We start from the raw sequence: 24,763 nt of genomic DNA, 5'->3' as shown, positions 1-24,763 counted from the left end.
TTCTTTTCTACTTGCGCTTATCGCTCACTGGCTTATCATAAACACTATTCATATGATTACTGATTGTGAGATGCGAATAATCTGATCAACCCAAACAAGCAGACAGCCAATAAGCCTCTATCTCTATGCCTACCGACAAAAACAAGATTGCCGTTAGTAACTCAACAGTCTTTGCAACAACAGCAGATGTTAAACAATGGATCAAAACGCAAGCGCAAACGTTAGGATTTGCTGACTGTGGGTTTTTATCTGTCCATCATCCACTGTTTACTAAGCAAATTGAGCAGCTTCAAAAATGGCTCGATAAAGGCTATGAGGGTCAATTGCAGTTCATGCACAACAACCATCATCTGCGCGCTCATCCCGAGCAGTTAGTGGATGGCGCAAAGACCATTATTAGTGTAAGGATGGACTACCTAACCAAAGCCCCAACACCGCGTGCTGTCACAGACAACGACCATCCCAACCAAGGCATCATTGCGCGTTATGCAAGAGGTCGTGATTATCATAAGACAATGCGTAGCCGTTTAAAGCAATTGGCTCTGAATATCCAGGCCATGCTTCCTGAATGGCAGCATCTAGATATTGGTTCAGATAAAGAGTTTATCTTTAGACCCTTTAGTGATTCTGCGCCTATCTTTGAGCGGCCTATTGCCGATGCTGCTGGTCTGGGCTGGACAGGTAAGCATACGTTATTAATCAACAAACAAGCTGGCTCATTTTTTGTGCTAGGTGAGCTGTTTTTAAGCTTAGAGCTGCCCGATGACCAGCCTGTTAAAGAGCATTGTGGCAGTTGTAGCGCTTGCATTGATGTATGCCCTACCCAAGCAATTGTAGCGCCTTATGAGCTCAATGCTTCTGCCTGTATCTCTTATTTGACGATTGAACACGATGGTATTATTGATACCAAGTATCGACGCGCGATTGGCAATCGGGTGTTTGGCTGCGATGACTGTCAGCTGATCTGTCCATGGAATCGTTATGCCAATCTGACTACCGTTGAGGACTTCGCACCAAGGCATGGTCTCGATAACAGCAGTTTGCTTGAATTATGGCAATGGCAAGAAGCGGATTTTTTGAACAACACACAAGGAAGCCCGCTCAGACGCACAGGCTATATCAATTTCTTACGTAATATCGCGATTGGTCTTGGCAATGCCAATGCCAGTTTGGACGTGGTTGAACAGTTAAAATCCAAGCTCACTATACACAATGCTATGCTCGACGAGCATATCGAGTGGGCCTTGAATGAGCAGCAAAAAAAGCTGAAAGACAGCACCCAAGTCTAAATACTTCAAGTATTCGCCACTATTAGAACTTCATATCCATTGCTATATCATTTTAAATAATAAAAAAGCCTCTTATAAAAGAGGCTTTTTTATCATCGATTTTTTGTACAGATTATTTATTGCTTATATCATCAATTTGTTATGGCTTAGGAATGCGTAACACTTGACCTGGATAGATTTTATCTGGATCAGATAGCATTGGCTTATTGGCTTCAAATATTTTCATATAATCGCCAGACTCACCGTAAACATCTTTAGCAATCTTAGATAAGCTATCGCCAGATTTTACCGTATACATCGTTGACTCAGGTGCATCTTCTTCGATATCGATATTATCAATGACCTTAGCAACATTTTGTACGTTACCAATGGCAATAATTGCTTTTTCACGATCAGCTTGAGTTTTCGCGTTACCGCTAATTTCTGCTGTATCTGTAGAGCCGTTATATTTGATTTTTAAATTACTGATATTTAGATTCTGTTGTTGTATACGGCGTAACAAAATATTAGCAACGGATTGAGCTGAAGGCTCGTTGCTTTTTACCGGTGTATTAGCATCTGCCTTGGTTTCTGTCTTAGCATCATGCTTCTCATCATCACGATTAAAGATTTTATCACCGATATCTTTTGCAAAACTGAACATACCCATATAACTGCTCCTTGAAATATTGTTATTTATTATTCATATTTATTTTCGGTGGTGTGTTATTGAACATCACCGTGCTTTGTACTGTCTACCATGATGAGTATAGACAAACGAACCAAACGTGAATAGTAAGAGTATGTTGAGTAATGTTAATTGACGTAGCTTATGTTAATGCAACCGATCAATTAAATTACCCTCATAAAAAAACCGCCTATCTATTAAGATAAGCGGCATTATAAAATTTGCTAAACAAATGGCAAATTATAGCTGGGCTTGTACGTAATCAATTGCTTTTTGAACAGTAGTCAATTCTGCAGAGTCTTCGTCAGGAATAGTGATACCAAAATCACTTTCAAAAGACATCACCAATTCAACTAGGTCCAACGAGTCCGCACCTAGGTCTTCCATGAATGAAGCATCGTTATTGATGTCTTCAACGTTCATACCTAGTTGCTCAGCAACTGCTGATTTTACTCTTAGCTCGATATCATTACTCATATAGATTACTCCGTTATCATCTATTATTTTTAATAAACTGCTATTGTGCCTTATTTAAGCTCTATAGCATGGTATATAAAATGTGTTTGCCAGACTAGCAATGCTGTCTGAGTACTCTATGACTTGTCACACAGTCTGTCTAATAAAGCCCTGCTATAATACAGGGCTTTGAATCAAAAGTATTCGTTATTATAACACCCTTTATTATAGTTTACACTCGTTCACACAGTTTTTTATTATAACTATGTAACGCCTACATATACATGCCACCGTTGACCGGAATGACCGCGCCGGTGATATAGCTGGCTTCATCACTGGCTAAGAAATGTACTGCTGCTGCGATGTCTTCTGGTTGACCAAGACGGCTGATAGGAACGGCATCTAGCATAGAATTCAATAGGCGTTCGTCGAGCTCATCTGTCATATCAGTCTCGATTAAACCTGGTGCCACGCAATTGATAGTCACTTGGCGTGAACCGATTTCACGTGCAAGCGTACGACTGAAACCTTCTACACCAGCTTTAGTCGCGGCATAGTTAGATTGACCTGCATTACCCATTTGAGCAACAACAGAGGTGATATTAATAATACGACCACGGCGCGCTTTCATCATACCGCGTACTGCGCGTTTGCTCATGCGGTAAACTGAGGTCAAATTCGTATCGATGACATTTGACCAGTCATCGTCTTTCATACGCATTAGCAGACCGTCTTGCGTGATACCTGCATTGTTAACCAATACTTGTACCGCTCCATAGACGCTTTCGATCTCTTCAAACAATTTATCAATTTGAGTAGTATCACGTACGTCTAAGACGCGACCGATACCACCACTATAATGAAGATAGTCATCAATAAGTTCAGCACCTTTTTCAGTGGTTGCTGTTCCAATGACAAAATGTCCTTCTTTAGCAAAGCGTTTGGCTACTGCCTTTCCGATACCGCGGCTCGCGCCAGTTACTAATGTAATAGTACGGCTCATGATAACACCTCTAATAATTTCTCTAGACGGGCAGGCTTGTCTGTAGGATAGCTTGCGATTGGCTGCGCTTGACGCTTAGCCAAATTGCTTAATACGTTGCCACTGCCACATTCGATTAATAGATTAATTTGCTTATCGGCCAGTTCCTGCATGGTTTTTGACCACAGTACTGGCTCACTCAGCTGTTCAGTCAATGCTTGTTTGATACCGGCGGCACTGGTCTCAACGCGTGCATAGCGATTTTGGATAACAGGGATTGCTGCTTGATCAAATTGAATGCCTGCTAGTATCTCAGCTAAAGCATTGCTTGCCGGCTCCATTAGCGCACAATGAGACGGCACACTCACTTTTAAGGGCACAGATTTTTTGCCCGTATTTTTGACTTTGTCGATGACAGCGTTAACGCCAGCAGCGTTACCCGAGATCACTACCTGTCCTGGGCTGTTGAAGTTAGCAGCGCCAACAATGGCACCCTCGACATGCTCTGTTGCTTGCTCACACAGATTTTCGACTCGGTTGTCTTCTAGTCCTAACACGGCAGCCATAGCAGTATCGACACCTACAACGGCCTCTTGCATCAACTGACCGCGCTTATGCACTAGGGTGACGGCATCACCAAGCGATATCACATTGGCAGCACACAGGGCGCTGTACTCGCCCAGAGAGTGACCAGCTAAATAGCAAGGCGTCTCTTCTATTTTTTGTTGTAAGACACGCCAAATGGCAATGCTAGCTGTCAGTAGCGCTGGCTGAGTATACTCGGTTTGATTGAGTTTTTCTTCATCCTGACAGATTGCCCACAAATCCTCACCAAGCGCCTCACTCGCTTCGGTAAATGTATCGCGTATCTCTGGGTAGATTTCAGCAAGCTCACTCGTCATCGCGACTGCTTGAGATCCTTGTCCAGGAAAAATGACCGCGATACGAGCGGGTTGCTTTTTTACCATATCGGGTACAGAAGCCATAACCAATATCCCTTATCTGATTAGAAATATCCCTAAAACAATGGGGTGTATTATATTATTAAATGTGATACAAAGCCGCTAGTTCAATTATTTATCTAAGAAAACGGATTGTCAGTAAACTATACACTGACACACACTATTATCATAGCGGATGCAGACCAAACAACGATAGGAAAACACAGTACCAATCAAAATCACTAACGATTGAGTACGCGTTTCTATCTGCTAAAAATAAAAAGTCATCTAAGCAATGAGTTTAGTCATAAATAACAAAAAGCCAAGTTATCCAGCCACATAATATATGATAGCGAAATAACTTGGCTTTTTTTAGCTCAAAGCTTATTGACTAATGATAGCCAAGTAAATACAACAACAGTCACCAGTACTGTCACTATTTTACCTAGCTATCATAGGGCCAATGTCTTAGGCATCTTGACTAACTTTGAATAGCTGACGACCACGGTAGAAACCATCTTTAGTCATGTGATGACGACGATGTTTTTCACCAGTAGTAGCATCTACGCTTAGTTCAGCAATTTCCATACGGTGATGTGAACGGCGCATGTCACGACGAGAACGGCTTTTACGACTTTTTTGAACAGCCATGATATAGCTCCTATACTTAAAAGGGATAAGCTTGAAATTCAGCTTTAGTCGATACTGACAGAGGCTATATAATCACAACAACCTAAGTCTGAAGCATCATTAGTTAAATAGATTGTTACTTACATAAAGCGCTAACTATGTCTGAAATTTATGAAAAATTTACCTAGTCAGCTTCTATCAGCACGCAACAGGTTGCTCGAATGCAATAAACCGGACATTATACGCATATTTATTAGATTAATAAAGCCCCGCCTTGCACTCTTCTGTACAAAGCAGATAAAAGGCTTCTCAAATACTTGAATAAATAAATTTGGCTCTTATAGCTTACCTTTTAAGGAGGCTAAAGCAGCGAATGGATTTTCATTCTCTTCTTCTTCTGGTATCTCGCCAAACTGCTCAACTGACATCTCACAATCATCATGCTTTGGCGCCATTGGTGTTTTGAGCAATATCTCATCTTCTACCAGTTTTTTAAATGGTAATAGACGCTCCGGAGACTGCTCAGTGACGATTTCATCAAGTAACAAATAATCTTGCTCATCATTAACCAGACGCACTTGGCTGTCATTTTCGAGTAGTGCAATGTCATAATCATCAGATAAGTCTATCGCAATTGGTTGTAAACAGCGTTGACACGTTAGCCAAACATCACCTGTCAACGTAAATGCCAAATGCAAAACATTATTACGGCGATAGAGTTCAGCGTTTAACTGAGTGTTTGACTGATCATGCTCGGCGCTCAACGTCGTGGCAAGACGTTCAAAAGAGTTTGGATCGACTTCTCCTGACCACTCAAAACCCGTGTCCGCCCATTTGTCCAAAGAAATGTGCTCAGGCATGCTAGTAGATACAGGCGCTTTTTTATTGTCAGCGTAAGGTGCTGACGGTTTAGTTTCTGGAGTGCTTGACATGCGCGGCCTCATTCATAAAAACGGTGTATAATATTGCCTGCCATACTAACGGAAAGTGCCATATTCTGCTAGCGCTAGTATGTTAAGATTTTTTGATAGCAAATATGTTCAAGCTTTTTTACTACTTACTTTTTTACCTAAAATTTTTTGTCTTTAATATTTATTAAGTCAATGTCTTCTCTATGAATCTACCTGATAATAAAATCAATTTTTCTGATTTACTTTCTCCTGCTACAGCAAGTTCGTTGCTGCAATATCTTACTCAACTAGATCGTCATATTGAAAATGCTCTTAGCAATAGACTGTGCCTCGATGAAGATGAGTATTTAAGAGAATGGAGAAGTCAGTGGCAAAAGTTATCTACTACTCAGCCTGACAATACTTACTCAGCAGGATTGATAATTGATAGCGAACGATTAGCTACTGATTGGCTCATACAGCTATTTAATACTTTATTTACTAACCAGCAAGTGATATTGGTTCGTAGTGAGGGTGAGCCAGAGTATTTCCCTGCTCAAGACAATGAGCCTGCCAGAATTGAATTCGCTCATGGATTTTTTGCCAGTGCCCTGCACGAGCTGAGTCATTGGTGCCTGGCTGGTGACGCTCGTAGACAATTACCTGACTTTGGCTACTGGTATGCCCCAGACGGTCGGACAGAAGCTCAGCAGCAAGCATTTGAGCGCGTAGAGATCAAACCACAGGCATTAGAATGTTTATTCACCTTAGCGTGTGGTCGAAACTTCCAAGTCTCACAAGATAATTTGTTTGCCGACTTCGACACTAGTAGTAGTACCTTTGCTAGTGATGTCTATCAGCAAGTAGAAAGCTATATAGCCAAACCTTATACTCTGCCGCGTGACGCTAAGACTTTACTGACTGCTTTAATTAGCGTTTGTACTCCTTCATCTGAAATCAACGCTTAATTCAAATTACTAAGTGTTCCTAATTATTAACGATTTTCTACGGTTGGTAACGCCTTGCCACTAAACTTATATTTGCTTTAAGCTATACTGATAACTAAAGTAGTATTTTAAAAATACAGATTTGCTTAATTTTTGAAATAACTTTTTTAATATGTCTAATGATTGAACTACATCTAATTAATGAAAAAATTGTCTCAATTAAAAACTAATAATTATAAAATAAGGAACCATTATGGAAGTTTTCTATATTCATCCTGATAATCCTCAGCCACGTCTCATTGAGCAAGCCGCTGACCTACTGCGCAAAGACCAGTTAATCATCTACCCTACCGATACCAGCTACGCTTTTGGGTGCCGTTTGGGCGCAAAAGCGGCCTTAGACAAACTTAAGCAAATCCGCGCACTGGATGACAAACACCAATTTACTTTACTTTGCCGCGATTTAAGCGAGATTGCCACCTATGCGACCGTAGACAATGCTCAGTATAAACAACTAAAAGCGCATACCCCAGCCCCAATTACTTTTATCCTAAATGCGACAAAAGATGTTCCCAAAAAACTGGCGCATCCTAAGAAAAAAACCATTGGTATCCGAGTACCAAGCAATCCTATCGCTCAAGCATTATTAGAAGCTATGGATGAACCTATCCTGACCAGCTCGTTAATTCTCCCTAATCGAGATGATATATTAGACGATCCATTTGAGATTGAAGACTTATTAGGTAATCAAATCGACGGACTCATCAATGCAGGTATAAAAACGACCAAACTCACCACCATTGTAGATATGACTAGTAGCCGCCCTGAAGTCATTAGGCAAGGTGCTGCTGATGTCGACTCATTACTACTGTGATCAGATAGCAATATAATTAACTAAATCTAAGCACAAAAAAAAGCTCCAATTCAATTGGAGCTTTTTTTATGAAATATGTCTTTAATGCAAAACTAGTCGCGATCAACCAATTCTACATAAGCCATTGGCGCATTGTCACCATCACGGTAACCACACTTTACGATACGCAAATAACCACCTGGACGCGTCTGATAACGAGGACCTAACGTGCCAAATAATTTGCCTACCATAGCTTTGCTACGCATACGGCTAAATGCCAAACGACGGTTAGCAACGCTGTCTTCTTTAGCCATAGTGATCAATGGCTCGGCAACGCGACGTAGTTCTTTAGCTTTTGGTAAAGTTGTTTTAATCAGTTCATGCTCAAATAATGAGTTGGTCATGTTCTGAAACATTGCCTTACGATGACTGCCGGTACGACCCAGCTTGACTCCACTCTTACGATGGCGCATAGTCAAAAATCCTTAAAGTTTAACGGCTACGATAAGAAAAGCGATCATCAACACGTAAATCAGCTGGTGGCCAGTTATCTAGGCGCATACCGAGCTCTAAATCTTTAGACGCTAGTACGTCTTTGATTTCTGTTAATGATTTCTTACCAAGATTTGGGGTTTTTAGAAGTTCAGTCTCTGAACGCTGTACCAAATCACCGATATAGTAAATGTTTTCAGCTTTCAAGCAGTTGGCTGAGCGAACCGTTAGTTCAAGATCGTCCACAGGGCGTAATAGCACCGGATCAACCTCTTCTTTCTCTTTCACAGGCTCAGGCGCTTCTTCAGCTTCTAGGTCAACAAAGATTGAAATCTGTTGCTGTAAAATAGTTGCTGCTTTACGAATTGCTTCTTCTGGATCTATAGTGCCATTAGTTTCAAGCTCAACGATAAGACGATCAAGATCAGTACGCTGCTCAACGCGAGCGTTCTCAACCTGATAAGCAACACGAAGCACAGGACTAAAACTTGCATCAAGCTTTAAGCGTCCAATTGCTCTGGTATCACCATCTTCACGGCGCTGGTTTGCTGGCTCATATCCACGACCCATCACTACACGCAAACGCATCTTAAGATGACCACGGTCGCTCAATGTACCCAAGACCAATTCTGGATTGATGATGTCAACATTGTGCGGTAACGCGATGTCTGCAGCAGTGATAGTGCCTGGACCTTGTTTATCCAAGGTCAAAAATACTTCATTTTGGTCATGAAGTGTAATTGCCAAGCCTTTTAGATTCAAAAGCAGGTCAAGTACGTCTTCTTGTAGTCCTTCAAGCGTTGAATATTCATGGTCAACACCATCAATCTCAGCTTCAATGACTGCAGCACCAGGTAATGAAGATAACAAGATGCGACGCAGAGCATTACCTAGGGTATGCCCAAAGCCGCGTTCTAACGGTTCGAGCGTGACTTTCGCAATCGTTTCGTTAACCGTATCCACATTAATGGCGTTCGGCGTTAGAAACTCAGTTGCATTTAGCGTCATGATGTCACCTCGATTTATTAAACTGGTTTAATTAACGTTAATTGCTCAATGCCATTTTCATAACATTGAGCATGACGTTATTACTTAGAGTATAGCTCAACGATCAAGCTTTCGTTGATTTCAGCAGGTAGATCAATACGATCAGGCGCTTTTTTGAACGTGCCTTGTAGTTTGCTATGATCAACATCAAGCCATTCTGGAATACCACGTTGGGTCGCTAGTTCGATAGCGTTTTTGATACGTAGCTGTTCGCGAGACTTCTCTTGGATAGCGATGACATCACCATCTTGAAGCTGAATTGATGGAATGTTCACACGAACAAACTCATCACGACCAGCTTTTTTTACCATAACAGTACGATGACTGACTAGCTGACGTGCTTCAGCGCGAGTTGAGCCAAAGCCCATGCGATATACCACGTTGTCTAGACGGCTCTCAAGCATAGCTAACAAGTTTTCACCAGTAGCACCGCGCTTACGAGCAGCTTCTTTATAGTAATTAGCGAACTGACGCTCTAATACACCATAGATACGCTTAACTTTTTGCTTTTCACGCAACTGTAGAGCATATTCTGAGGTCTTGTTACGGCTTACACCGTGTTGACCTGGTGGACGACCAGCTTTTTTCGTTTTTACGTCATATGGTTTAACGCCAGACTTAAGACCTAAGTCAGTGCCTTCACGACGTGATAATTTAAGTTTTGGTCCAATATAACGGGCCATTGTTATGTCTCCTATAAGCTTTTGGGATAAAAAGCTTCGTCTTTAATATTAGACGCGGCGCTTTTTCGGCGCACGGCAACCATTGTGTGGGATTGGGGTTACATCAGAGATGCTGTTAACTTTATAACCCAATGCACCTAGTGCTCTTACCGCAGACTCACGACCCGGTCCTGGTCCTTTGACCAAAACGTCGATATTCTTAACACCATATTCTTGAGCCGCTTTACCAGCGACTTCAGCTGCAACCTGAGCTGCAAATGGTGTAGATTTGCGTGAACCACGGAAGCCTTGTCCACCTGAAGTGGCCCAAGCCAATGCATTACCTTGACGATCGGTAATCGTAACAATGGTGTTATTAAAAGACGCATGGATATGGGCAATGCCCTCCGATACTGAACGACGAGTCACCTTTTTGCGACTACGAGTGTCTTTTGCCATCTTTTAGCTTCCTAAGTTAATTATCTTTTGAGAGGACGTGTCGGACCCTTGCGAGTACGAGCGTTGTTCTTGGTGTTCTGACCTCTAACTGGTAGGTTACGACGATGACGGATGCCACGGTAACAACCAAGATCAACTAAACGCTTGATGTTCATTGAAACTTCACGACGAAGGTCACCTTCAGTCATGTAGTTTGCAACTTGTGCACGGATAGCATCTAACTGTGTATCATCTAACTGACTGACTTTAGTAGTAGGGGCGATGCCAACTGCTTCTAAGATTTTCTGAGCAGTGGTACGACCTACACCAAAGATGTAAGTTAGTGAAATAACAGCATGCTTATTATCCGGAATGTTTACGCCGGCAATACGAGCCATTGATTTCTCTCCATTAAAGAAAAATAAGCGTTATCTAGCGATAAGGCTTTACTCTTCAGATTTGTTGCTGTTAATACTAGAGCTTTTATAGTCATTATCGATGTTTTGACTATAAGTCTGCTCATCGATTCTATTATAAAAGATTTTGTATAAACACGGCAAGTGGCGGATGATATCGCATCCGCCGTTATTTTTCAAGTATTAATTTAATCAGCAGTGAAAACTAGATGTTTTCTAATACTAAATATTAACCTTGACGTTGCTTGTGGCGAGGTTCTGCTGTACAAATAATATGTACACGGCCTTTACGGCGCACAACTTTACAGCTACCACAAATCTTTTTAACTGATGCTTGAACTTTCATAGCATGCTCCTTGAAATATCGTACCGCTCATTTAAGGTTGAGTGGGCGATTGAATTAACGTCTGATCATGATATTGATGGGTCATCAAATGCGCTTGAATCTGCGAGATGAAGTCCATTACCACAACCACCATAATCAGTAAAGACGTACCACCGAGTTGAAACGGCACACCAAACGATGACTGGACGACCATTGGCATTAAACAAATAACCGTCATATACATCGCGCCAATAAAGGTCAGTCGGTTTAATACATGATCGAGGTAACGCTGAGTTTGTTGTCCTGGGCGAATACCTGGGATATACGCACCACTACGTTTAAGGTTCTCTGCTACTTCACGCGGACTAAATACCAGCGCCGTATAAAAATAACAGAAGAAAATAATCATTGCGCCAAACAGTACTAAATATAGCGGCTGTCCTGGAGACAGTACCAATGCCATATTTTGAAGTATTTTCTGTACAAAGGTAGGATCAGTCGATTGACCAACCCACTGCCCTAAACTTGCAGGAAACAATAACAAAGAACTGGCAAAAATAGCTGGGATAACCCCTGCCATATTTAGCTTAAGCGGCAAATGTGATTGCTGCTGAGCATAAATTTTGCGGCCTTGTTGCTGTTTTTGTGCATAGTTCACAGGAACACGGCGTTGAGCACGTTCAATATAAACGATACCCGCAGTAACCGCGATACCTAGCAGTACAAAAATAAATAGCACAATCAAGTTCATCTGACCTTGATTGACCTGTTCAATAGATTGCGAAATCATACCTGGCGTACCAGCCACAATACTCGCAAAAATGAGCATTGAAATACCATTACCTACGCCGCGCTCTGTAATCTGCTCACCAAGCCACATTAAGAACATTGCGCCTGCTACTAAAGAAGTAACAGCTGGAATATAAAAGGTAAGACCAGTAGATAAAGTAAGGTTTTGGCTGATTAAGCCGGCACACATTCCTAATGACTGTACTAGGGCTAAAGCAAGCGTTCCCTGACGGGTATACTTGTTTAACTTGCGTCGTCCCGCTTCACCTTCTTTTTTGAGGGCTTCAAGCGATGGCAATACTGCAGACATCATCTGTACGATAATCGATGCTGAGATATATGGCATAATGCCAAGTGCCATGATAGACATACGCTCTAGCGCACCACCTGAGAACATATTAAACATGCTCAGAATGGTGTTTTCGTTGCGCGAAAACAGATCAGCCAAGTTAACTGGGTTAATACCCGGAACTGGAATATGTGACCCTAAACGATAAACAATCAATGCGCCGATTAAAAATAATAAACGCGTCCATAGCTCATCATACTTACGTATAAATGCGAATGGATTAAGCGGTATACCAGCCGATGACATTGATTGCTTTGACACGTTACTACTCCTCGATGCTACCACCAGCAGCTTCGATTGCTTGCTTAGCACCTTTAGTCACTTTGATACCTTTGAAAGTATAAGCTTTAGTGACTTCACCTGATAGCATTACACGAGCACGTTTCATATCGTGACGGATAAGGTTAGCAGCTTTAAGTGTTTCAAGGCTAACTACATCGCCTTCAATTTTATTCAGTTCAGAAAGACGTACTTCAGCAGTCTTCATAGCCAGTTTACTGGTAAAACCAAATTTTGGTAGACGACGATATAAAGGCATTTGACCACCTTCAAATCCTGAGCGAACGCTAGAACCTGAACGAGATTTCTGACCTTTTACACCACGACCACCAGTCTTACCAAGACCTGAACCGATACCACGACCACGACGTTGGGCAGTTTTCTTTGCGCCAACACCTGGTGATAATTCATTTAATCTAAGACCCATTACGCTTCCTCCACTTTTACCATGTAGTTAACGCGATTAACCATACCACGTGTTGAAGGAGTATCTTCTACTACAACAGTGTGATTAATGCGGCGTAAACCCAATCCTTTCAAGCTCGCTTTGTGGCTCTTTAGGCGATGGGCACCCGATTTAAATTGAGTGACTTTCATTTTTTTCATCGTAACTCACCTAGTCTAAGTTAACCCAAGATTTCGTCTACAGATTTACCACGTTTAGCTGCCATCTTCTCTGGAGTTGACATATCACGTAAACCGTTAAACGTTGCACGAACAACGTTAGCAGTATTGGTAGAACCATAACATTTAGTCAAAACATCTTTGACACCAGCAACTTCTAACACAGCACGCATTGCGCCACCAGCGATTACGCCAGTACCTTCAGATGCAGGCTGCATGTAGACTTTACTAGCACCATGACTTGCTTTGATCGGATGATACAAAGTTGCATCATTTAGCTCAACAGTAATCATATTACGTTTGGCAGCTTCTAGTGCTTTTTGGATAGCAGCTGGCACTTCACGCGCTTTACCACGACCAAAACCAACACGACCATTACCATCACCCACTACAGTCAACGCAGTGAAAGAGAAAATACGACCACCTTTAACAACTTTTGCAACGCGATCAACGGTAACTAAGCGTTCTACTAGACCGTCAGTCTGTTCATTTTTATCATTTTTATCATTTCTAGCCATGATTAAAACTCCAATCCGTTTTCGCGAGCAGCTTCTGCTAAAGCTTTAACTCGACCATGATATTTGAAACCACTACGGTCAAAGGCAACTTTAGTAATGCCAGCTGCTTTTGCGCGTTCTGCGATCATTTGGCCTACAGACGTTGCTGAATCAGCATTACCAGTCGCGCCTGAACGCAAGCTGCTGTCTAAGGTAGATGCCTGAGCAATCACTTCACCACCATTTGGAGAGATAATCTGGGCATAAATATGTTTTGACGTGCGGTTAACCGTTAAGCGATGAACGCCTAAGAAACGGATATGCGCGCGTGTTTTCTTAGCTCGACGCAGACGAGCTGCTTTTTTATCAAACATTTCAACTCACCTTATTTTTTCTTAGCTTCTTTGCGAATCACATGCTCGTCACTATAACGAATACCTTTACCTTTATAAGGCTCAGGTGGACGGAAACCACGGATATTAGCCGCTGCTTGACCAAGCTGCTGTTTATTGTTTGATTTCAAAACAATTTCAGTTTGCGTTGGGGTTTCAGCCGATACACCTTCAGGTAGTGTGTACTCTACTGGATGAGAGTAGCCAACGTTCAAGGTTACTTTGTTACCAGCAACTTGTGCGCGATAACCAACACCAATCAATTGAAGACGCTTTTCAAAGCCTTCATTTACGCCAGTAACATAATTGTTAACAAGAGCGCGCATGGTGCCAGTGTGCATCATAGCTTCTTTTGAATCGACTGCAGGTGAGAAAATGATAGCATCATCTTCCTGTTTCAGCTCGACCAATTCATGCAGGTGTAAAGACATAGTACCGTTCTTGCCTTTAACTTCGACCTGCCGATCGTTCAAAGTAACGCTTACGCCATTTGGCAGCGTTACTGGGGCTTTAGCCACACGAGACATAGGAATATTCCTTAAAAAATTTAACTTGCTTTTATTAGCGAAAAAACTAACAGGCTAAAAAGCGTGTTAGTTTAGCATAGTTGACTGTGTTAGACACCTATCAATTTGAAATAATTAAACATTACTCAATCGATAGAAGCCTAACCACCATCAAATAGACTTCATCGTCGTATAGCTTACGCTACAAATGCAACGATTTCACCACCGATACCAGCAGCGCGTGCAGCACGATCGCTCATGATACCTTGGCTTGTAGATACGATAGCAACACCCATACCTTGCTTAACAGTAGGGATTTCGTCTTTACCGCGGAACTGGCGTAGACCAGGGCGGCTATAACGTTGAATAGTTTCGATAACCGCACGGCCTTCGAAGTATTTCAATTCAATAGTAAGGGTTGCTTTGTTGTTTTCTTCTTCAGTAACAACAGCGCTCGCCACATAACCTTCGCTAACTAGCAGATCAGCAATTGATTTACGTAATTTAGAGCTCGGCATTGCTACCGATACTTTGTTAGCCATTTGTGCGTTACGGATACGGGTTAGCATATCCCCAACGGTATCTTGCATACTCATATAGTTACTCCTTACCAGCTTGCTTTACGAACACCAGGCACATCGCCTTGCATGACACGCTCACGCAGCATATTGCGTGATAAGCCAAACTTGCGGAAGTAACCGTGAGGACGACCGGTGATAGCACAACGATTACGCAGACGTACTGGTGATGAGTTGCGTGGAAGAGCTTGTAGCTCTAACATCGCGTCCATACGCTCTTCGTCTGATGCATTGATATCACTGATAGTTTGTTTTAGCTTGATACGCTTTTCAGCATATTTAGCAACCATTTTTTCGCGTTTTAATTCGCGGTTAATCATGCTCTTCTTTGCCATAACGTCTTTACCTTATTTAAATGGGAAGCCGAATGCTTTAAGCAACGCACGACCTTCTTCATCAGATTGAGCTGACGTGGTGATTGTCACATCCATACCACGGATACGGTCAATCTTGTCAAAATCTACTTCTGGGAATACGATCTGTTCTTTGATACCCAATGAGTAGTTACCACGTCCGTCAAAGGCTTTAGGTGAAAAACCACGGAAATCACGAATACGAGGAATTGCAATGGCAACGAGACGATCTAAAAATTCGTACATTTGCTCACCGCGTAGCGTTACTTTACAGCCAATTGGCCATTCTTCACGAATCTTAAAGCCAGCAACTGATTTACGCGCTTTGGTGACAACAGGTTTTTGACCAGCAATCGCGGTCATGTCAGCTACAGCACCTTCAAGCAATTTCTTGTCTTGAGACGCGCCGCCTACACCCATGTTAAGTGTGATTTTAGTGATTTTAGGCACTTGCATCACATTGTCCAAACCAAGATCTTCTTTGATTTGCTGCTTTAATTTATCGTTATATAAAGATTTTAATCTTGCCATTACCATTACACCCTTAGTGTCTTACGCAGTCGCCACTACTTCACCGTTTGAACGATAGACGCGTTGTTTCTTGCCATCTTCGCCAAACTGATAAGTAATACGGTCTGCTTTTTGGGTTTGCGCATTTAAGATTGCGACATTTGAGATATGCATAAAAGCTTCTTGCTTAAGAATGCCACCTTCAACGCCAGTCGCCTGATTTGGCTTCTGATGTTTAGTAACAATATTAACGCCTTCAACTTTAATACGATCGTTTTTTACAGCTTGTACAGTACCTTGCTTGCCTTTGTCTTTCCCAGCAATCACGATAACTGTATCGCCTTTACGTAATTTTGACATGGATTACCTCACAATACTTCTGGTGCTAGTGATACAATTTTCATAAACTGATCACCACGTAGTTCACGAGTTACCGGTCCAAAAATACGAGTTGCAATCGGCGCTTTGTTTTGGTTCAACAATACCGCAGCATTGTCATCAAAACGTAACACAGAACCATCTGGACGACGAACGCCTTTTTTGGTGCGTACAACTACTGCATTCATCACGTCGCCTTTTTTGACACGACCACGAGGAATGGCTTCTTTAACCGTTACTTTAATAATGTCGCCAACTGATGCATAACGACGATGAGAACCACCCAGTACTTTAATGCACTGAACTCGCCTTGCACCGCTATTGTCTGCAACTTCCAGCATTGACTCAACCTGAATCATAGCGTTACTCCACACGTATGAGCAATAAAAACCAGTTGCTGCCGCTAGCACAGAATGAGCAAGGCGGCATTTTAATATAAATAACCGCAGCTTACTCTTAATGTGAGTGATATACGCTCGGCGCAATCAGCATCCTTAAAAAGGCGGCTATTTTAACAGCTTCTGGCTTTCAATGCAATTTACTTAGATTTTTTCTACTTTTTCAACCACATCAACTAAAGTCCAAGACTTAGTTTTTGAGATTGGACGCGTTTCTTTGATGCGGACAAGGTCGCCTTGTTGACAAACGTTGTTCTCATCATGTGCTTTGATTTTAGTAGAACGACGAAGCTGCTTGCCATACAAAGGATGACGAACCAGACGCTCAATCAAAACTGTGATGGACTTGTCCATCTTGTCGCTGACAACTCGTCCTGTCAATACGCTAGCATTGGTAGCTGTTTGATTGTTATCGCTCATGAGTCGCCTCGTTGTTTCTCGTTAATCAAAGTCTGAAGCTGAGCAATCGTACGACGATTTGCTCTGACTTCATGGGTATTACCCAACTGACCAGTTGCTTTAGCCATACGAATACGGAAAGCATCAAGCTGCTTTTCATCAAGTAACTGGGTCAGTTCTTCTAATGATTTATCACGTAATTCACTGATCTTCATTACATTATCGTCCGCTTAACAATGGTAGTTTTAAAGGGCAGTTTTGCTGCAGCAAGCGTTAATGCATCGCGAGCAAGCTCTTCAGATACCCCTTCAATTTCATATAGCACTTTACCAGGCTTGATTTCGCATACCCAGTACTCAACTGGACCTTTACCTTTACCCATACGTACTTCTAATGGTTTGTTGGTAATAGGCTTGTCTGGGAATACACGAATCCAAATCTTACCGCCACGCTTAATTTTACGAGTGATGGTACGACGTGCTGCTTCGATTTGACGGGCTGTCATACGACCACGCGTCAATGATTTTAGACCAATTTGTCCGAATGCAACGGTGCTTCCACGATGAGCTAGCCCAGTGTTACGACCTTTATGCATTTTACGAAACTTGGTACGTTTTGGCTGTAACATAGTTTAACCTCTGTCTGAGTTTCGACGGTTTCCGTTTCCGCGACCACGGCGTTTTGGCGCACGAGTCTGCTCTTCTTTGACGGGATTATAAACACTGTTCATACCGTCAAGGATCTCTCCGCGGAAAATCCAAACTTTAACACCGATGGTGCCGTAAGTTGTCTCTGCACGAATTGACGCATAGTCAATATCAGCACGAAGTGTATGCAATGGCACACGGCCTTCACGATACCATTCACTACGAGCAATCTCAGCACCGCCAAGACGACCAGACAGCTCAACTTTAATACCTTTAGCACCAGAACGCATGCTGTTCTGTACAGCTCGTTTCATCGCACGGCGGAACATAACACGACGCTCAAGCTGGCTTGCGATACCCTCTGCTACCAAACGTGCATCAAGGTCAGGTGACGTGATTTCTTCAATGTTGACCTGAGCAGGTACGCCCATAATTTTGGTCAATTCTTTTTGAAGTCTTTCGATATCTTCGCCTTTCTTACCGATAACGATACCAGGGCGCGCAGTGGCGATGGTAATCTTAGCAGCGCCAGTAGGACGCTCGATCATGATGTTGCTGATCATTGCGTTATCTAGCTTTTTACGTAGATATTCACGAACTTGAATATCGTTGATTAGGTATTCTGAGTATTGTTTAGGATCAGCATACCAGTTTGCGTTATGCTTTTTTACAACACCAAGACGAATTCCGATTGGATGTACTTTTTGACCCATAACTTATTCTCCTACCTTTATAGTGATGTGACAAGTACGCTTGCTGATACGATCAGCGCGACCTTTGGCACGTGGTAGGATACGTTTTAGCGTAATGCCTTCATCAACATAGATAGTAGCGACTTTTAGGTCGTCAATATCTAGGCCGTGATTATGTTCGGCATTGGCGATGGCTGAGTTAAGACATTTCTTAACAAACACAGCGCCTTTTTTATTGCTATACGTTAGGATATCCAAAGCACGCTCAATAGATTTGCCACGAACTTCATCAGCAACGAGTCTAACTTTTTGTGCCGATATGGCGGCACCGCGTAATTTTGCAGTTACTTCCATGGTAAGCACCTTATCTCTTAGCTTTTTTGTCAATGCCATGACCACGATACGTACGAGTCGGGGCAAATTCACCTAGTTTATGACCAACCATCTGCTCACTGACGATAACCGGTACGTGAGTACGGCCGTTGTGGACAGATAAAGTCAGGCCAACCATTTGTGGTAGGATCATCGAGCGGCGCGACCAAGTTTTAATTGGCTTGCGTGAGTTGGTGTCTAATGCATTCTCAACTTTAGCAAATAAGTGCGCGTCTATGAATGGACCTTTTTTCAATGAACGAGGCATGAAATTCTTCCTTTATTTCTTCTTGGCGCGGCGGCGGATGATCATGTTGTCAGTACGCTTATTATGACGCGTTTTAAGTCCTTTAGACTTCTGACCCCAAGGGCTAGTTGGATGGCGACCTTTGTTACGACCTTCACCACCACCATGTGGGTGATCAACTGGGTTCATCGCGACACCACGAACTGAAGGACGAACACCACGCCAACGTGAAGCACCAGCTTTACCAAGTGATTTCAAGTTGTTTTCAGTGTTAGAAACTTCGCCAATAACAGCACGGCAGTTTACGTGCACACGGCGAGTTTCGCCTGAACGTAGACGTAAAATAGCGTAGATACCGTCACGGCCTAATAACTGAACGCTAGCACCCGCAGAACGAGCCATCTGTGCACCTTTACCGATTTTCAGCTCGATATTATGAATCACAGTACCCAATGGGATGTTTTTTAGCGGTAGGCAGTTACCTGGACGTATTGGAGATGTTTCGCCTGACATTACTGTATCGCCAACTGCTTGTTTTTTAGCAGCGATGATGTAACGACGTTCGCCATCAGCATACTTAAGTAATGCAATATGTGCAGTACGGTTAGGATCGTATTCAATACGCTCTACCACAGCTGGGATATTGTCTTTAGTACGTTTGAAGTCGATAATGCGATAATGTTGCTTATGACCACCGCCAATGTGACGAGTAGTAATACGACCATTATTGTTACGACCACCTGACTTACTTTTTGATTCTAGAAGCGCTGCATAAGGACGACCTTTATAAAGGTGTGGATGCACCACTTTTTCAACAAAACGACGGCCTGGTGATGTTGGCTTTGCTCTTACGATAGGCATGAGTGTAATCCTTATTCGTTATTCGCTGTTTCACTAGTAGAGGCAGTCGTGTTTGCGACTTCTTCACCAGCATCAGCCATTTGTACATCTTGACCAGCTTTTAAGGTAACATAGGCTTTTTTATAGTCGTTACGACGGCCGATACTTTTACCAAAACGCTTTGTCTTACCTTTAACATTCAAAGTGTTTACTTTAGTAACTTCAACACCTTCAAACATCAACTCAACTGCTTTTTTGACTTCAAGCTTAGTAGCGTTAGAGTCAACTTTAAATACCTGCACACCAAGTGAGTCGCCAAGCATTTGAGATTTTTCTGAGAATACAGGCCCTCTTAAGACCTGATAAAGTCTTGCGTTGTTCATGCTAGTGCTTCCTCAAATTGTTTCGCAGCTTCAACTGACATGATCACTTTATCAAATGCGATCAAGCTCACTGGATCCACTTCGTTTGTACCAAGTACATTGACGTGCGGAATGTTGCGAGCAGCTAAGTATAAGTTTTCGTCAACTTCTTTGGTGACGATCAATGCACGAGGTGCATCAAGCTCATTTAGCTTTGCAATCAGTTCTTTAGTTTTCGGCCCAGAAACGCTCAACTCTTCTACCAAAATCAGACGCTCTTGACGAATCAATTCTGCTAGGATGCACTGCATCGCACCGCGATACATTTTACGGTTTACTTTCTGTGACCAATCTTGTGGTTTTGCAGCGAATGCACGACCACCTGAACGCCAGATTGGGCTACGAATAGAGCCCGCACGAGCGCGACCAGTACCTTTTTGGCGCCATGGCTTGATACCACCGCCAGAAACTTCGGCACGGGTTTTTTGAGCGCGTGTACCTTGGCGAGCACCAGCTAGATAAGCGGTGACGACTTGGTGCACTAATGCTTCATTGAATTCACGACCAAAAGCCGTATCAGAAAGCTCAACCGCTGCACCTGTAACTGTTTTTAAATCCACGTTAATCCCCTTGCTTAGGCTTTGACTGACGGACGTACGATAACATCGCCACCGGTGGCACCTGGGATAGCACCCTTGATGACAAGTAACCCTTTTTCGGCATCAACCGAAATCACTTCTAGGCCTTGAACAGTAACACGCTTGTTACCCATCTGACCCGCCATCTTTTTGCCTTTGAATACTTTACCTGGTGACTGGTTTTGACCAGTTGAACCATGTGCACGATGAGACACTGAGTTACCATGAGTAGCATCTTGCATACTAAAGTTGTGACGTTTGATTGGACCTTGGAAGCCTTTACCTTTGCTTTGTCCTGTCACATCAACCATCTGACCTTGTTCAAACAAGTCAGCTAGAATCTCACCGCCAATCTCACGACCTTCAAGATCGCTATCGTTGACACGAAATTCCCAAACACCACGACCAGCTTTAACGCCAGCTTTCGCGAAGTGACCTTTTTGTGCAGCAGTTACGCGGCTGTCACGACGGGTACCTGTGGTGACTTGGATGGCTTGGTAACCATCTACATCAGTATTTTTTACTTGAGTAATGCGGTTTGCATCGACCTCAACCACTGTTACAGGGATAGATGCGCCTGTTTCAGTGAAGACACGGGTCATGCCGCATTTTTTACCGACTAAACCGATCGCCATTTTAGACCTCTTTATATCTTATATTAATGGGTTGGGTGTGTAATGTGCATTAACCCAAAGCAATTTGGACGTCAACACCCGCCGCTAAATCTAATTTCATTAGCGCATCCACAGTTTTGTCAGTAGGCTGAACGATATCAACCATACGCTTGTGAGTACGGATTTCGTACTGGTCACGAGCGTCTTTGTTAACGTGTGGTGAGGTTAGAACGTTGAAGCGCTCAATGCGAGTCGGCAACGGTACAGGACCACAAACTTGCGCACCGGTGCGCTTTGCAGTATCAACAATCTCTTGTGCAGATTGATCAATCAGACGATGATCAAAAGACTTAAGACGGATACGGATTCTCTGGTTAGCCATGCCAGCAAGCTCCTAATATGTGCTTTCGTCATTCTTGGTTTGCAAGACTATGATCAAAAGCAGTTTGGTTAAATATTCACTTAAAGCGGCCTTCTGTTCTTAACCAGAATGAGTTCTTTATCCGAACTTATAGCGTGCCAAAAGCAAAATAGTTTAAAGCCCCGCCAACTCTCCTATAATGGATGTCAGCAAAGGCATAATGAAATAGTGCTAGAAACGATGCTCCAGCTGTCATAGCGTCAGCTTTTTTAGTCAGCTGCGCATATATAATTCAGTGGTGTGTATTATACAGAGTATTTTAGGTATTGCAAGGGCAATATCTGACGTAATTAAAGACCTCAATTTTCAGAAAACTGCTTTGTTGGTCAAGATACTTGTAACAAGTCTCTGGCAGTAGGCTCAGTAATCTCAGTCCAAAACAATGTCATACTGCTCTTGGGTATATAGATTTTCTACGTCAAATGTAATCACTCGACCCAGTAGATACTCTAAATCTGCTACTGTATCTGACTCTGATGTCAGCAATAAATCAATGACTGCCGCATGAGCCACTACTGTGAATTTCTTAGGAGAATTATAAGTACGGGCGCAGCGCATGATCTCACGGAAAATCTCAAAGCAAACGGTCTCTGCGGTTTTAACGAACCCACGACCTTGGCAAGTTGAGCACGGCTCACAAAGCTGCTGACCTAATGATTCACGCGTGCGCTTGCGTGTCATCTCCACTAAGCCAAGTTCACTAACCTGCGTAATTTTGGTTTTGGCATAGTCTTGGGTTAGCTGCGCCTGTAAGCTCTCTAATACATCATCCTTATGCTGCTGTTCAAGCATATCGATAAAATCTAGAATAATAATGCCGCCTAGATTACGCAGGCGCAGCTGACGTGCGATGGCATGTGTGGCTTCTAGATTAGTCTTATAAACGGTGTCTTCTAATGAGCGACCGCCTACAAAAGAGCCTGTATTAACATCAATCGTCGTCATTGCTTCTGTTTGGTCAATAATCAAATAGCCACCAGACTTCAAGTCAACACGACGTTTCAATGCGTCACGTAAATCATCTTCAACCCGATGCACGTCAAACAGTGACTGCTCTGCCGTATAATGCACGATTTTATCGTAAATGAACGGTACAAACTCTTTGGCAAAGTATCTGACTTGTTCATAAACTTGCGTATTATCAATGATGACTTTTTCGGTATCAGCATGTACCAAGTCACGAATAGAGCGCAGTGGTAGCGATAGTTCTTGATAAATAAGTTCTGAGCTTTGGTGATGATTGATCTCTTGGCGGCGAGCACAGATAGTACGCCACAGCTGCAACAGGTAATAAATATCCTCTTCTAGCTTGTTTACAGGAACACGCTCGGCGGCAGTACGAGCGATGAGTCCACCTTTTAGATTGACCGTTTGCATTAAGCTACTAAGCTCAGTTTTCAGACGCGTGCGCTCTTCTTCACCATCAATACGCTGTGATATACCGATATGATCGCTTGAGGGCAAATAGACCAGATAGCGGGATGGTAATGATATGTTGGTGGTTAAGCGAGCACCCTTACTGCCTAATTGGTCTTTAGTGACTTGTACCAAGATACGCTGGCTTTCGTGTAATCGATGCTGAATCAAGGTCTTAGAAACAGGCACTACCTCCGTACTTTGAGCACTGACAACAGGTGGCGTGACTGCTAAGCTATCCGTGGATGTTTCTAAGATGGCGCTATTGTCACTATTATCTTTTTTGATATTTGTAGCGGCTTTGCTTTTGTCTTCTGCAACTGGGCGAGGCTCACGCTGCATATCATTGACATGTAAAAACGCTGTCCGCGATTGACCGATATCAACGAAGGCTGCCTGCATGCCTGGAAGGACACGTACGACTGTGCCCAGATAAATATTGCCGACCAAACCCAGTTTGTGATGTCGCTCAATATAAATCTCACCCAAGATGCCATTATCTAAAACCGCAACACGGGATTCCATTGGACTAATATTAATCAGCAGCTCTTCGGACATAGTTTTTTCTCTTATCTCTCAGCTTTCTTATCAGACGGTCATCGTCTATTAGATTGACAGTGTAACAAATGCGCCTTGCTCTTGCCCATTGCCCTACCGTGTCATTATGTGCATATATAATTATAACGGGTCAACGATATCCTCACTGCCTTCTGTCATGTCTTTGATTAAGGCCAGCGTTTGCGCCAGTGGCAATCCAACGACATTGGTGTAACTACCGTTGATACGGCTGACCCAAGCAGCACCCAAACCTTGAATACCATAGCCACCCGCTTTATCAGCAGGCTCTCCACTGTCCCAATAATTGCTCATCATCTCTGTAGTCAATGGTATAAAGGTTACTGCTGTACGCTCAGTAATTTGCTGCTGGTCGATAATTTGAAATGCCTGAGTGCGCTTTGATGCATTGTGTTCTGTTCCTTTAGGTAGCCGCTGTATTTTGGTGGCTTGTACGGCAGTCCATACTTCATGGATATTATCTGACATCTGCTGCCACATGCTATAAGCATGCTCACGATCGGTCGGCTTGACCAGTACTGTCTTGCCATCTGGTAACACACCGATGGTATCAGAGGTCAAAATGATAATTAATTCGTTGGTACCGTTCTCATCGACTTCTAATGTGCCGTTTAGTTGCTCTATGGCAGCCATGGCTTTGGTAGCGACCATACGCTCAATATAGTCTTTGGGTAATTCATCATCTTGCGGCGTTTCGTCAATCTCTACACTCAATACTCTAAAATCTAACTGTGCTCTTGCTAGTAGCTCTCGACGGCGCGGCGAACCAGACGCTAAAATGATATCCATCGCTCTTCTCTTCATTTACAGATTTATGAGGTATGTATTTTTTAGATATTTTGTATATAAGT

The 24,763-nt window shown here is 42.8% G+C and carries 39 protein-coding genes; 3 read left to right on the top strand and 36 right to left on the bottom strand.

What is annotated here, in order from left to right; genetic code table 11:
- Positions 1–125 precede the first annotated feature (125 nt).
- The gene (queG, locus tag AC58CZ_RS12415; RefSeq protein ID WP_494224623.1) at positions 126–1,289 is read left to right on the top strand and encodes a tRNA epoxyqueuosine(34) reductase QueG; all 1,164 of its coding nucleotides are present in this window, start codon (positions 126–128) and stop codon (positions 1,287–1,289) included.
- 139 nt (positions 1,290–1,428) lie between these two features.
- Here queG and lysM read toward each other — a convergent pair whose 3' ends face one another.
- From lysM to AC58CZ_RS12385, 6 genes are all read right to left on the bottom strand, one after another.
- Positions 1,429–1,938, bottom strand: a complete 510-nt coding sequence (lysM, locus tag AC58CZ_RS12410; RefSeq protein WP_494224624.1) for a peptidoglycan-binding protein LysM — start codon at positions 1,936–1,938, stop codon at positions 1,429–1,431.
- 258 nt (positions 1,939–2,196) lie between these two features.
- On the bottom strand, positions 2,197–2,433 hold the full coding sequence (gene acpP / locus AC58CZ_RS12405) for an acyl carrier protein (RefSeq protein WP_071003168.1): 237 nt from the start codon (positions 2,431–2,433) through the stop codon (positions 2,197–2,199).
- Between the two features lie 253 nt (positions 2,434–2,686).
- A complete protein-coding gene (fabG, locus tag AC58CZ_RS12400) occupies positions 2,687–3,415 on the bottom strand; it encodes a 3-oxoacyl-ACP reductase FabG (protein ID WP_494224625.1) in 729 nt (242 codons plus the stop codon).
- Positions 3,412–4,380 carry an ACP S-malonyltransferase gene (gene fabD / locus AC58CZ_RS12395; protein ID WP_494224626.1) on the bottom strand — a complete coding sequence of 323 codons (969 nt, stop codon included), beginning with the start codon at positions 4,378–4,380 and terminating at the stop codon, positions 3,412–3,414. Before fabD ends, fabG begins: the two co-directional genes overlap by 4 nt.
- A 423-nt stretch (positions 4,381–4,803) precedes the next feature.
- Complete coding sequence (gene rpmF / locus AC58CZ_RS12390) at positions 4,804–4,986, bottom strand: 50S ribosomal protein L32 (protein ID WP_057758809.1); 183 nt, start codon at positions 4,984–4,986, stop codon at positions 4,804–4,806.
- Positions 4,987–5,303: 317 nt separating this feature from the next.
- Positions 5,304–5,897, bottom strand: a complete 594-nt coding sequence (locus AC58CZ_RS12385) for a YceD family protein (RefSeq protein ID WP_058025365.1) — start codon at positions 5,895–5,897, stop codon at positions 5,304–5,306.
- A 182-nt stretch (positions 5,898–6,079) separates the two neighbouring features.
- On the opposite strand from AC58CZ_RS12385, the gene AC58CZ_RS12380 reads away from it, so the two are divergent.
- Together AC58CZ_RS12380 and AC58CZ_RS12375 are read left to right on the top strand one after the other, a co-directional pair.
- A complete protein-coding gene (locus AC58CZ_RS12380) occupies positions 6,080–6,823 on the top strand; it encodes an elongation factor P hydroxylase (protein ID WP_494224627.1) in 744 nt (247 codons plus the stop codon).
- 232 nt (positions 6,824–7,055) lie between these two features.
- Positions 7,056–7,676 (top strand): L-threonylcarbamoyladenylate synthase, encoded by a 621-nt coding sequence (locus AC58CZ_RS12375; protein ID WP_494224628.1) that lies wholly within the window; start codon positions 7,056–7,058, stop codon positions 7,674–7,676.
- A gap of 92 nt (positions 7,677–7,768) precedes the next feature.
- Here AC58CZ_RS12375 and rplQ read toward each other — a convergent pair whose 3' ends face one another.
- The 30 genes from rplQ to AC58CZ_RS12225 form a co-directional block, all read right to left on the bottom strand.
- Positions 7,769–8,128 carry a 50S ribosomal protein L17 gene (rplQ, locus tag AC58CZ_RS12370; protein ID WP_021813387.1) on the bottom strand — a complete coding sequence of 120 codons (360 nt, stop codon included), beginning with the start codon at positions 8,126–8,128 and terminating at the stop codon, positions 7,769–7,771.
- A gap of 19 nt (positions 8,129–8,147) precedes the next feature.
- Positions 8,148–9,155: a DNA-directed RNA polymerase subunit alpha gene (locus AC58CZ_RS12365; RefSeq protein WP_058025562.1), complete on the bottom strand. Its 1,008-nt coding sequence runs from the start codon at positions 9,153–9,155 to the stop codon at positions 8,148–8,150.
- A gap of 80 nt (positions 9,156–9,235) precedes the next feature.
- Positions 9,236–9,877, bottom strand: a complete 642-nt coding sequence (rpsD, locus tag AC58CZ_RS12360) for a 30S ribosomal protein S4 (protein WP_058025563.1) — start codon at positions 9,875–9,877, stop codon at positions 9,236–9,238.
- A gap of 48 nt (positions 9,878–9,925) precedes the next feature.
- The gene (gene rpsK, locus AC58CZ_RS12355; protein WP_045454458.1) at positions 9,926–10,315 is read right to left on the bottom strand and encodes a 30S ribosomal protein S11; all 390 of its coding nucleotides are present in this window, start codon (positions 10,313–10,315) and stop codon (positions 9,926–9,928) included.
- A gap of 20 nt (positions 10,316–10,335) precedes the next feature.
- Positions 10,336–10,692, bottom strand: a complete 357-nt coding sequence (gene rpsM, locus AC58CZ_RS12350) for a 30S ribosomal protein S13 (RefSeq protein WP_021813384.1) — start codon at positions 10,690–10,692, stop codon at positions 10,336–10,338.
- A gap of 247 nt (positions 10,693–10,939) precedes the next feature.
- A complete protein-coding gene (rpmJ, locus tag AC58CZ_RS12345) occupies positions 10,940–11,056 on the bottom strand; it encodes a 50S ribosomal protein L36 (protein WP_010196721.1) in 117 nt (38 codons plus the stop codon).
- Between the two features lie 31 nt (positions 11,057–11,087).
- Positions 11,088–12,419 carry a preprotein translocase subunit SecY gene (gene secY, locus AC58CZ_RS12340; protein WP_166739245.1) on the bottom strand — a complete coding sequence of 444 codons (1,332 nt, stop codon included), beginning with the start codon at positions 12,417–12,419 and terminating at the stop codon, positions 11,088–11,090.
- A 19-nt stretch (positions 12,420–12,438) separates the two neighbouring features.
- On the bottom strand, positions 12,439–12,879 hold the full coding sequence (gene rplO / locus AC58CZ_RS12335) for a 50S ribosomal protein L15 (protein WP_058025566.1): 441 nt from the start codon (positions 12,877–12,879) through the stop codon (positions 12,439–12,441).
- A complete protein-coding gene (gene rpmD, locus AC58CZ_RS12330) occupies positions 12,879–13,058 on the bottom strand; it encodes a 50S ribosomal protein L30 (RefSeq protein WP_057758718.1) in 180 nt (59 codons plus the stop codon). The genes rplO and rpmD overlap by 1 nt, the downstream gene beginning before the upstream one ends.
- A gap of 20 nt (positions 13,059–13,078) precedes the next feature.
- Entirely contained in the window at positions 13,079–13,594 is a 516-nt protein-coding gene (rpsE, locus tag AC58CZ_RS12325) for a 30S ribosomal protein S5 (RefSeq protein ID WP_075106935.1), read from the bottom strand.
- Between the two features lie 2 nt (positions 13,595–13,596).
- On the bottom strand, positions 13,597–13,947 hold the full coding sequence (rplR, locus tag AC58CZ_RS12320; RefSeq protein ID WP_057758713.1) for a 50S ribosomal protein L18: 351 nt from the start codon (positions 13,945–13,947) through the stop codon (positions 13,597–13,599).
- Between the two features lie 11 nt (positions 13,948–13,958).
- Positions 13,959–14,492, bottom strand: coding sequence for a 50S ribosomal protein L6 (rplF, locus tag AC58CZ_RS12315; protein WP_058025569.1), 534 nt, complete (start codon positions 14,490–14,492; stop codon positions 13,959–13,961).
- A 176-nt stretch (positions 14,493–14,668) separates the two neighbouring features.
- Positions 14,669–15,067: a 30S ribosomal protein S8 gene (gene rpsH / locus AC58CZ_RS12310; protein WP_058025570.1), complete on the bottom strand. Its 399-nt coding sequence runs from the start codon at positions 15,065–15,067 to the stop codon at positions 14,669–14,671.
- Between the two features lie 11 nt (positions 15,068–15,078).
- On the bottom strand, positions 15,079–15,384 hold the full coding sequence (gene rpsN / locus AC58CZ_RS12305; protein WP_223334764.1) for a 30S ribosomal protein S14: 306 nt from the start codon (positions 15,382–15,384) through the stop codon (positions 15,079–15,081).
- Positions 15,385–15,396: 12 nt separating this feature from the next.
- Complete coding sequence (gene rplE, locus AC58CZ_RS12300) at positions 15,397–15,933, bottom strand: 50S ribosomal protein L5 (protein WP_057758706.1); 537 nt, start codon at positions 15,931–15,933, stop codon at positions 15,397–15,399.
- Positions 15,934–15,954: 21 nt separating this feature from the next.
- Entirely contained in the window at positions 15,955–16,272 is a 318-nt protein-coding gene (gene rplX / locus AC58CZ_RS12295) for a 50S ribosomal protein L24 (RefSeq protein WP_058025572.1), read from the bottom strand.
- Between the two features lie 8 nt (positions 16,273–16,280).
- Positions 16,281–16,649 carry a 50S ribosomal protein L14 gene (gene rplN / locus AC58CZ_RS12290; RefSeq protein ID WP_010196702.1) on the bottom strand — a complete coding sequence of 123 codons (369 nt, stop codon included), beginning with the start codon at positions 16,647–16,649 and terminating at the stop codon, positions 16,281–16,283.
- Positions 16,650–16,832: 183 nt separating this feature from the next.
- Positions 16,833–17,108: a 30S ribosomal protein S17 gene (gene rpsQ, locus AC58CZ_RS12285; RefSeq protein ID WP_021813375.1), complete on the bottom strand. Its 276-nt coding sequence runs from the start codon at positions 17,106–17,108 to the stop codon at positions 16,833–16,835.
- Entirely contained in the window at positions 17,105–17,302 is a 198-nt protein-coding gene (gene rpmC / locus AC58CZ_RS12280) for a 50S ribosomal protein L29 (protein WP_025644397.1), read from the bottom strand. Before rpmC ends, rpsQ begins: the two co-directional genes overlap by 4 nt.
- Positions 17,302–17,715 carry a 50S ribosomal protein L16 gene (gene rplP, locus AC58CZ_RS12275; protein ID WP_025644399.1) on the bottom strand — a complete coding sequence of 138 codons (414 nt, stop codon included), beginning with the start codon at positions 17,713–17,715 and terminating at the stop codon, positions 17,302–17,304. Before rplP ends, rpmC begins: the two co-directional genes overlap by 1 nt.
- A 3-nt stretch (positions 17,716–17,718) precedes the next feature.
- The gene (rpsC, locus tag AC58CZ_RS12270) at positions 17,719–18,447 is read right to left on the bottom strand and encodes a 30S ribosomal protein S3 (protein ID WP_058025573.1); all 729 of its coding nucleotides are present in this window, start codon (positions 18,445–18,447) and stop codon (positions 17,719–17,721) included.
- A 3-nt stretch (positions 18,448–18,450) separates the two neighbouring features.
- Positions 18,451–18,780, bottom strand: coding sequence for a 50S ribosomal protein L22 (rplV, locus tag AC58CZ_RS12265; protein ID WP_021813373.1), 330 nt, complete (start codon positions 18,778–18,780; stop codon positions 18,451–18,453).
- Between the two features lie 10 nt (positions 18,781–18,790).
- Positions 18,791–19,066: a 30S ribosomal protein S19 gene (gene rpsS / locus AC58CZ_RS12260; RefSeq protein ID WP_010196682.1), complete on the bottom strand. Its 276-nt coding sequence runs from the start codon at positions 19,064–19,066 to the stop codon at positions 18,791–18,793.
- Positions 19,067–19,078: 12 nt separating this feature from the next.
- Positions 19,079–19,906 carry a 50S ribosomal protein L2 gene (gene rplB, locus AC58CZ_RS12255; RefSeq protein ID WP_058025575.1) on the bottom strand — a complete coding sequence of 276 codons (828 nt, stop codon included), beginning with the start codon at positions 19,904–19,906 and terminating at the stop codon, positions 19,079–19,081.
- An 11-nt stretch (positions 19,907–19,917) separates the two neighbouring features.
- Positions 19,918–20,268, bottom strand: a complete 351-nt coding sequence (gene rplW / locus AC58CZ_RS12250) for a 50S ribosomal protein L23 (protein ID WP_071003149.1) — start codon at positions 20,266–20,268, stop codon at positions 19,918–19,920.
- Complete coding sequence (gene rplD / locus AC58CZ_RS12245; protein WP_058025577.1) at positions 20,265–20,867, bottom strand: 50S ribosomal protein L4; 603 nt, start codon at positions 20,865–20,867, stop codon at positions 20,265–20,267. The genes rplW and rplD overlap by 4 nt, the downstream gene beginning before the upstream one ends.
- A gap of 14 nt (positions 20,868–20,881) precedes the next feature.
- Positions 20,882–21,520: a 50S ribosomal protein L3 gene (gene rplC / locus AC58CZ_RS12240; protein ID WP_075106933.1), complete on the bottom strand. Its 639-nt coding sequence runs from the start codon at positions 21,518–21,520 to the stop codon at positions 20,882–20,884.
- A 49-nt stretch (positions 21,521–21,569) separates the two neighbouring features.
- Positions 21,570–21,881 carry a 30S ribosomal protein S10 gene (rpsJ, locus tag AC58CZ_RS12235; protein WP_010196670.1) on the bottom strand — a complete coding sequence of 104 codons (312 nt, stop codon included), beginning with the start codon at positions 21,879–21,881 and terminating at the stop codon, positions 21,570–21,572.
- 408 nt (positions 21,882–22,289) lie between these two features.
- Positions 22,290–23,894 (bottom strand): Rne/Rng family ribonuclease, encoded by a 1,605-nt coding sequence (locus AC58CZ_RS12230; RefSeq protein ID WP_093069559.1) that lies wholly within the window; start codon positions 23,892–23,894, stop codon positions 22,290–22,292.
- Positions 23,895–24,014: 120 nt separating this feature from the next.
- A complete protein-coding gene (locus AC58CZ_RS12225; protein ID WP_494224629.1) occupies positions 24,015–24,701 on the bottom strand; it encodes a Maf family nucleotide pyrophosphatase in 687 nt (228 codons plus the stop codon).
- Positions 24,702–24,763 lie beyond the last annotated feature (62 nt).

The sequence above is a fragment of the Psychrobacter sp. CR212 genome (assembly GCF_059693765.1).
This window is presented reverse-complemented; position numbering and strand designations above follow the sequence as displayed.

What these genes read in the sequence shown, in the direction of transcription:
- rplB (WP_058025575.1), bottom strand. Translation starts at nt 19,906, where the DNA reads ATGCCTATCGTAAGAGCAAAGCCAACATCACCAGGCCGTCGTTTTGTT.
- rpsJ (WP_010196670.1), bottom strand. Translation starts at nt 21,881, where the DNA reads ATGGCTAACCAGAGAATCCGTATCCGTCTTAAGTCTTTTGATCATCGT.
- rplQ (WP_021813387.1), bottom strand. Translation starts at nt 8,128, where the DNA reads ATGCGCCATCGTAAGAGTGGAGTCAAGCTGGGTCGTACCGGCAGTCAT.
- rplV (WP_021813373.1), bottom strand. Translation starts at nt 18,780, where the DNA reads ATGGAAGTAACTGCAAAATTACGCGGTGCCGCCATATCGGCACAAAAA.
- AC58CZ_RS12380 (WP_494224627.1), top strand. Translation starts at nt 6,080, where the DNA reads ATGAATCTACCTGATAATAAAATCAATTTTTCTGATTTACTTTCTCCT.
- rplX (WP_058025572.1), bottom strand. Translation starts at nt 16,272, where the DNA reads ATGTCAAAATTACGTAAAGGCGATACAGTTATCGTGATTGCTGGGAAA.
- rpsQ (WP_021813375.1), bottom strand. Translation starts at nt 17,108, where the DNA reads ATGAGCGATAACAATCAAACAGCTACCAATGCTAGCGTATTGACAGGA.
- fabD (WP_494224626.1), bottom strand. Translation starts at nt 4,380, where the DNA reads ATGGCTTCTGTACCCGATATGGTAAAAAAGCAACCCGCTCGTATCGCG.
- acpP (WP_071003168.1), bottom strand. Translation starts at nt 2,433, where the DNA reads ATGAGTAATGATATCGAGCTAAGAGTAAAATCAGCAGTTGCTGAGCAA.
- rplE (WP_057758706.1), bottom strand. Translation starts at nt 15,933, where the DNA reads ATGGCAAGATTAAAATCTTTATATAACGATAAATTAAAGCAGCAAATC.
- rpsM (WP_021813384.1), bottom strand. Translation starts at nt 10,692, where the DNA reads ATGGCTCGTATTGCCGGCGTAAACATTCCGGATAATAAGCATGCTGTT.
- rpsE (WP_075106935.1), bottom strand. Translation starts at nt 13,594, where the DNA reads ATGGCTAGAAATGATAAAAATGATAAAAATGAACAGACTGACGGTCTA.
- rpsH (WP_058025570.1), bottom strand. Translation starts at nt 15,067, where the DNA reads ATGAGTATGCAAGATACCGTTGGGGATATGCTAACCCGTATCCGTAAC.
- queG (WP_494224623.1), top strand. Translation starts at nt 126, where the DNA reads ATGCCTACCGACAAAAACAAGATTGCCGTTAGTAACTCAACAGTCTTT.
- rpsD (WP_058025563.1), bottom strand. Translation starts at nt 9,877, where the DNA reads ATGGCCCGTTATATTGGACCAAAACTTAAATTATCACGTCGTGAAGGC.
- rplW (WP_071003149.1), bottom strand. Translation starts at nt 20,268, where the DNA reads ATGAACAACGCAAGACTTTATCAGGTCTTAAGAGGGCCTGTATTCTCA.
- AC58CZ_RS12375 (WP_494224628.1), top strand. Translation starts at nt 7,056, where the DNA reads ATGGAAGTTTTCTATATTCATCCTGATAATCCTCAGCCACGTCTCATT.
- lysM (WP_494224624.1), bottom strand. Translation starts at nt 1,938, where the DNA reads ATGGGTATGTTCAGTTTTGCAAAAGATATCGGTGATAAAATCTTTAAT.
- rpmJ (WP_010196721.1), bottom strand. Translation starts at nt 11,056, where the DNA reads ATGAAAGTTCAAGCATCAGTTAAAAAGATTTGTGGTAGCTGTAAAGTT.
- rplN (WP_010196702.1), bottom strand. Translation starts at nt 16,649, where the DNA reads ATGATTCAGGTTGAGTCAATGCTGGAAGTTGCAGACAATAGCGGTGCA.
- rpsK (WP_045454458.1), bottom strand. Translation starts at nt 10,315, where the DNA reads ATGGCAAAAGACACTCGTAGTCGCAAAAAGGTGACTCGTCGTTCAGTA.
- rplC (WP_075106933.1), bottom strand. Translation starts at nt 21,520, where the DNA reads ATGGCGATCGGTTTAGTCGGTAAAAAATGCGGCATGACCCGTGTCTTC.
- secY (WP_166739245.1), bottom strand. Translation starts at nt 12,419, where the DNA reads ATGTCATCGGCTGGTATACCGCTTAATCCATTCGCATTTATACGTAAG.
- AC58CZ_RS12225 (WP_494224629.1), bottom strand. Translation starts at nt 24,701, where the DNA reads ATGGATATCATTTTAGCGTCTGGTTCGCCGCGCCGTCGAGAGCTACTA.
- AC58CZ_RS12385 (WP_058025365.1), bottom strand. Translation starts at nt 5,897, where the DNA reads ATGTCAAGCACTCCAGAAACTAAACCGTCAGCACCTTACGCTGACAAT.
- rpsC (WP_058025573.1), bottom strand. Translation starts at nt 18,447, where the DNA reads ATGGGTCAAAAAGTACATCCAATCGGAATTCGTCTTGGTGTTGTAAAA.
- fabG (WP_494224625.1), bottom strand. Translation starts at nt 3,415, where the DNA reads ATGAGCCGTACTATTACATTAGTAACTGGCGCGAGCCGCGGTATCGGA.
- rplF (WP_058025569.1), bottom strand. Translation starts at nt 14,492, where the DNA reads ATGTCTCGTGTGGCTAAAGCCCCAGTAACGCTGCCAAATGGCGTAAGC.
- rplR (WP_057758713.1), bottom strand. Translation starts at nt 13,947, where the DNA reads ATGTTTGATAAAAAAGCAGCTCGTCTGCGTCGAGCTAAGAAAACACGC.
- rplO (WP_058025566.1), bottom strand. Translation starts at nt 12,879, where the DNA reads ATGGGTCTTAGATTAAATGAATTATCACCAGGTGTTGGCGCAAAGAAA.
- rpmF (WP_057758809.1), bottom strand. Translation starts at nt 4,986, where the DNA reads ATGGCTGTTCAAAAAAGTCGTAAAAGCCGTTCTCGTCGTGACATGCGC.
- rpsN (WP_223334764.1), bottom strand. Translation starts at nt 15,384, where the DNA reads ATGGCAAAGAAGAGCATGATTAACCGCGAATTAAAACGCGAAAAAATG.
- rpsS (WP_010196682.1), bottom strand. Translation starts at nt 19,066, where the DNA reads ATGCCTCGTTCATTGAAAAAAGGTCCATTCATAGACGCGCACTTATTT.
- AC58CZ_RS12365 (WP_058025562.1), bottom strand. Translation starts at nt 9,155, where the DNA reads ATGACGCTAAATGCAACTGAGTTTCTAACGCCGAACGCCATTAATGTG.
- AC58CZ_RS12230 (WP_093069559.1), bottom strand. Translation starts at nt 23,894, where the DNA reads ATGTCCGAAGAGCTGCTGATTAATATTAGTCCAATGGAATCCCGTGTT.
- rplP (WP_025644399.1), bottom strand. Translation starts at nt 17,715, where the DNA reads ATGTTACAGCCAAAACGTACCAAGTTTCGTAAAATGCATAAAGGTCGT.
- rpmC (WP_025644397.1), bottom strand. Translation starts at nt 17,302, where the DNA reads ATGAAGATCAGTGAATTACGTGATAAATCATTAGAAGAACTGACCCAG.
- rpmD (WP_057758718.1), bottom strand. Translation starts at nt 13,058, where the DNA reads ATGAAAAAAATGAAAGTCACTCAATTTAAATCGGGTGCCCATCGCCTA.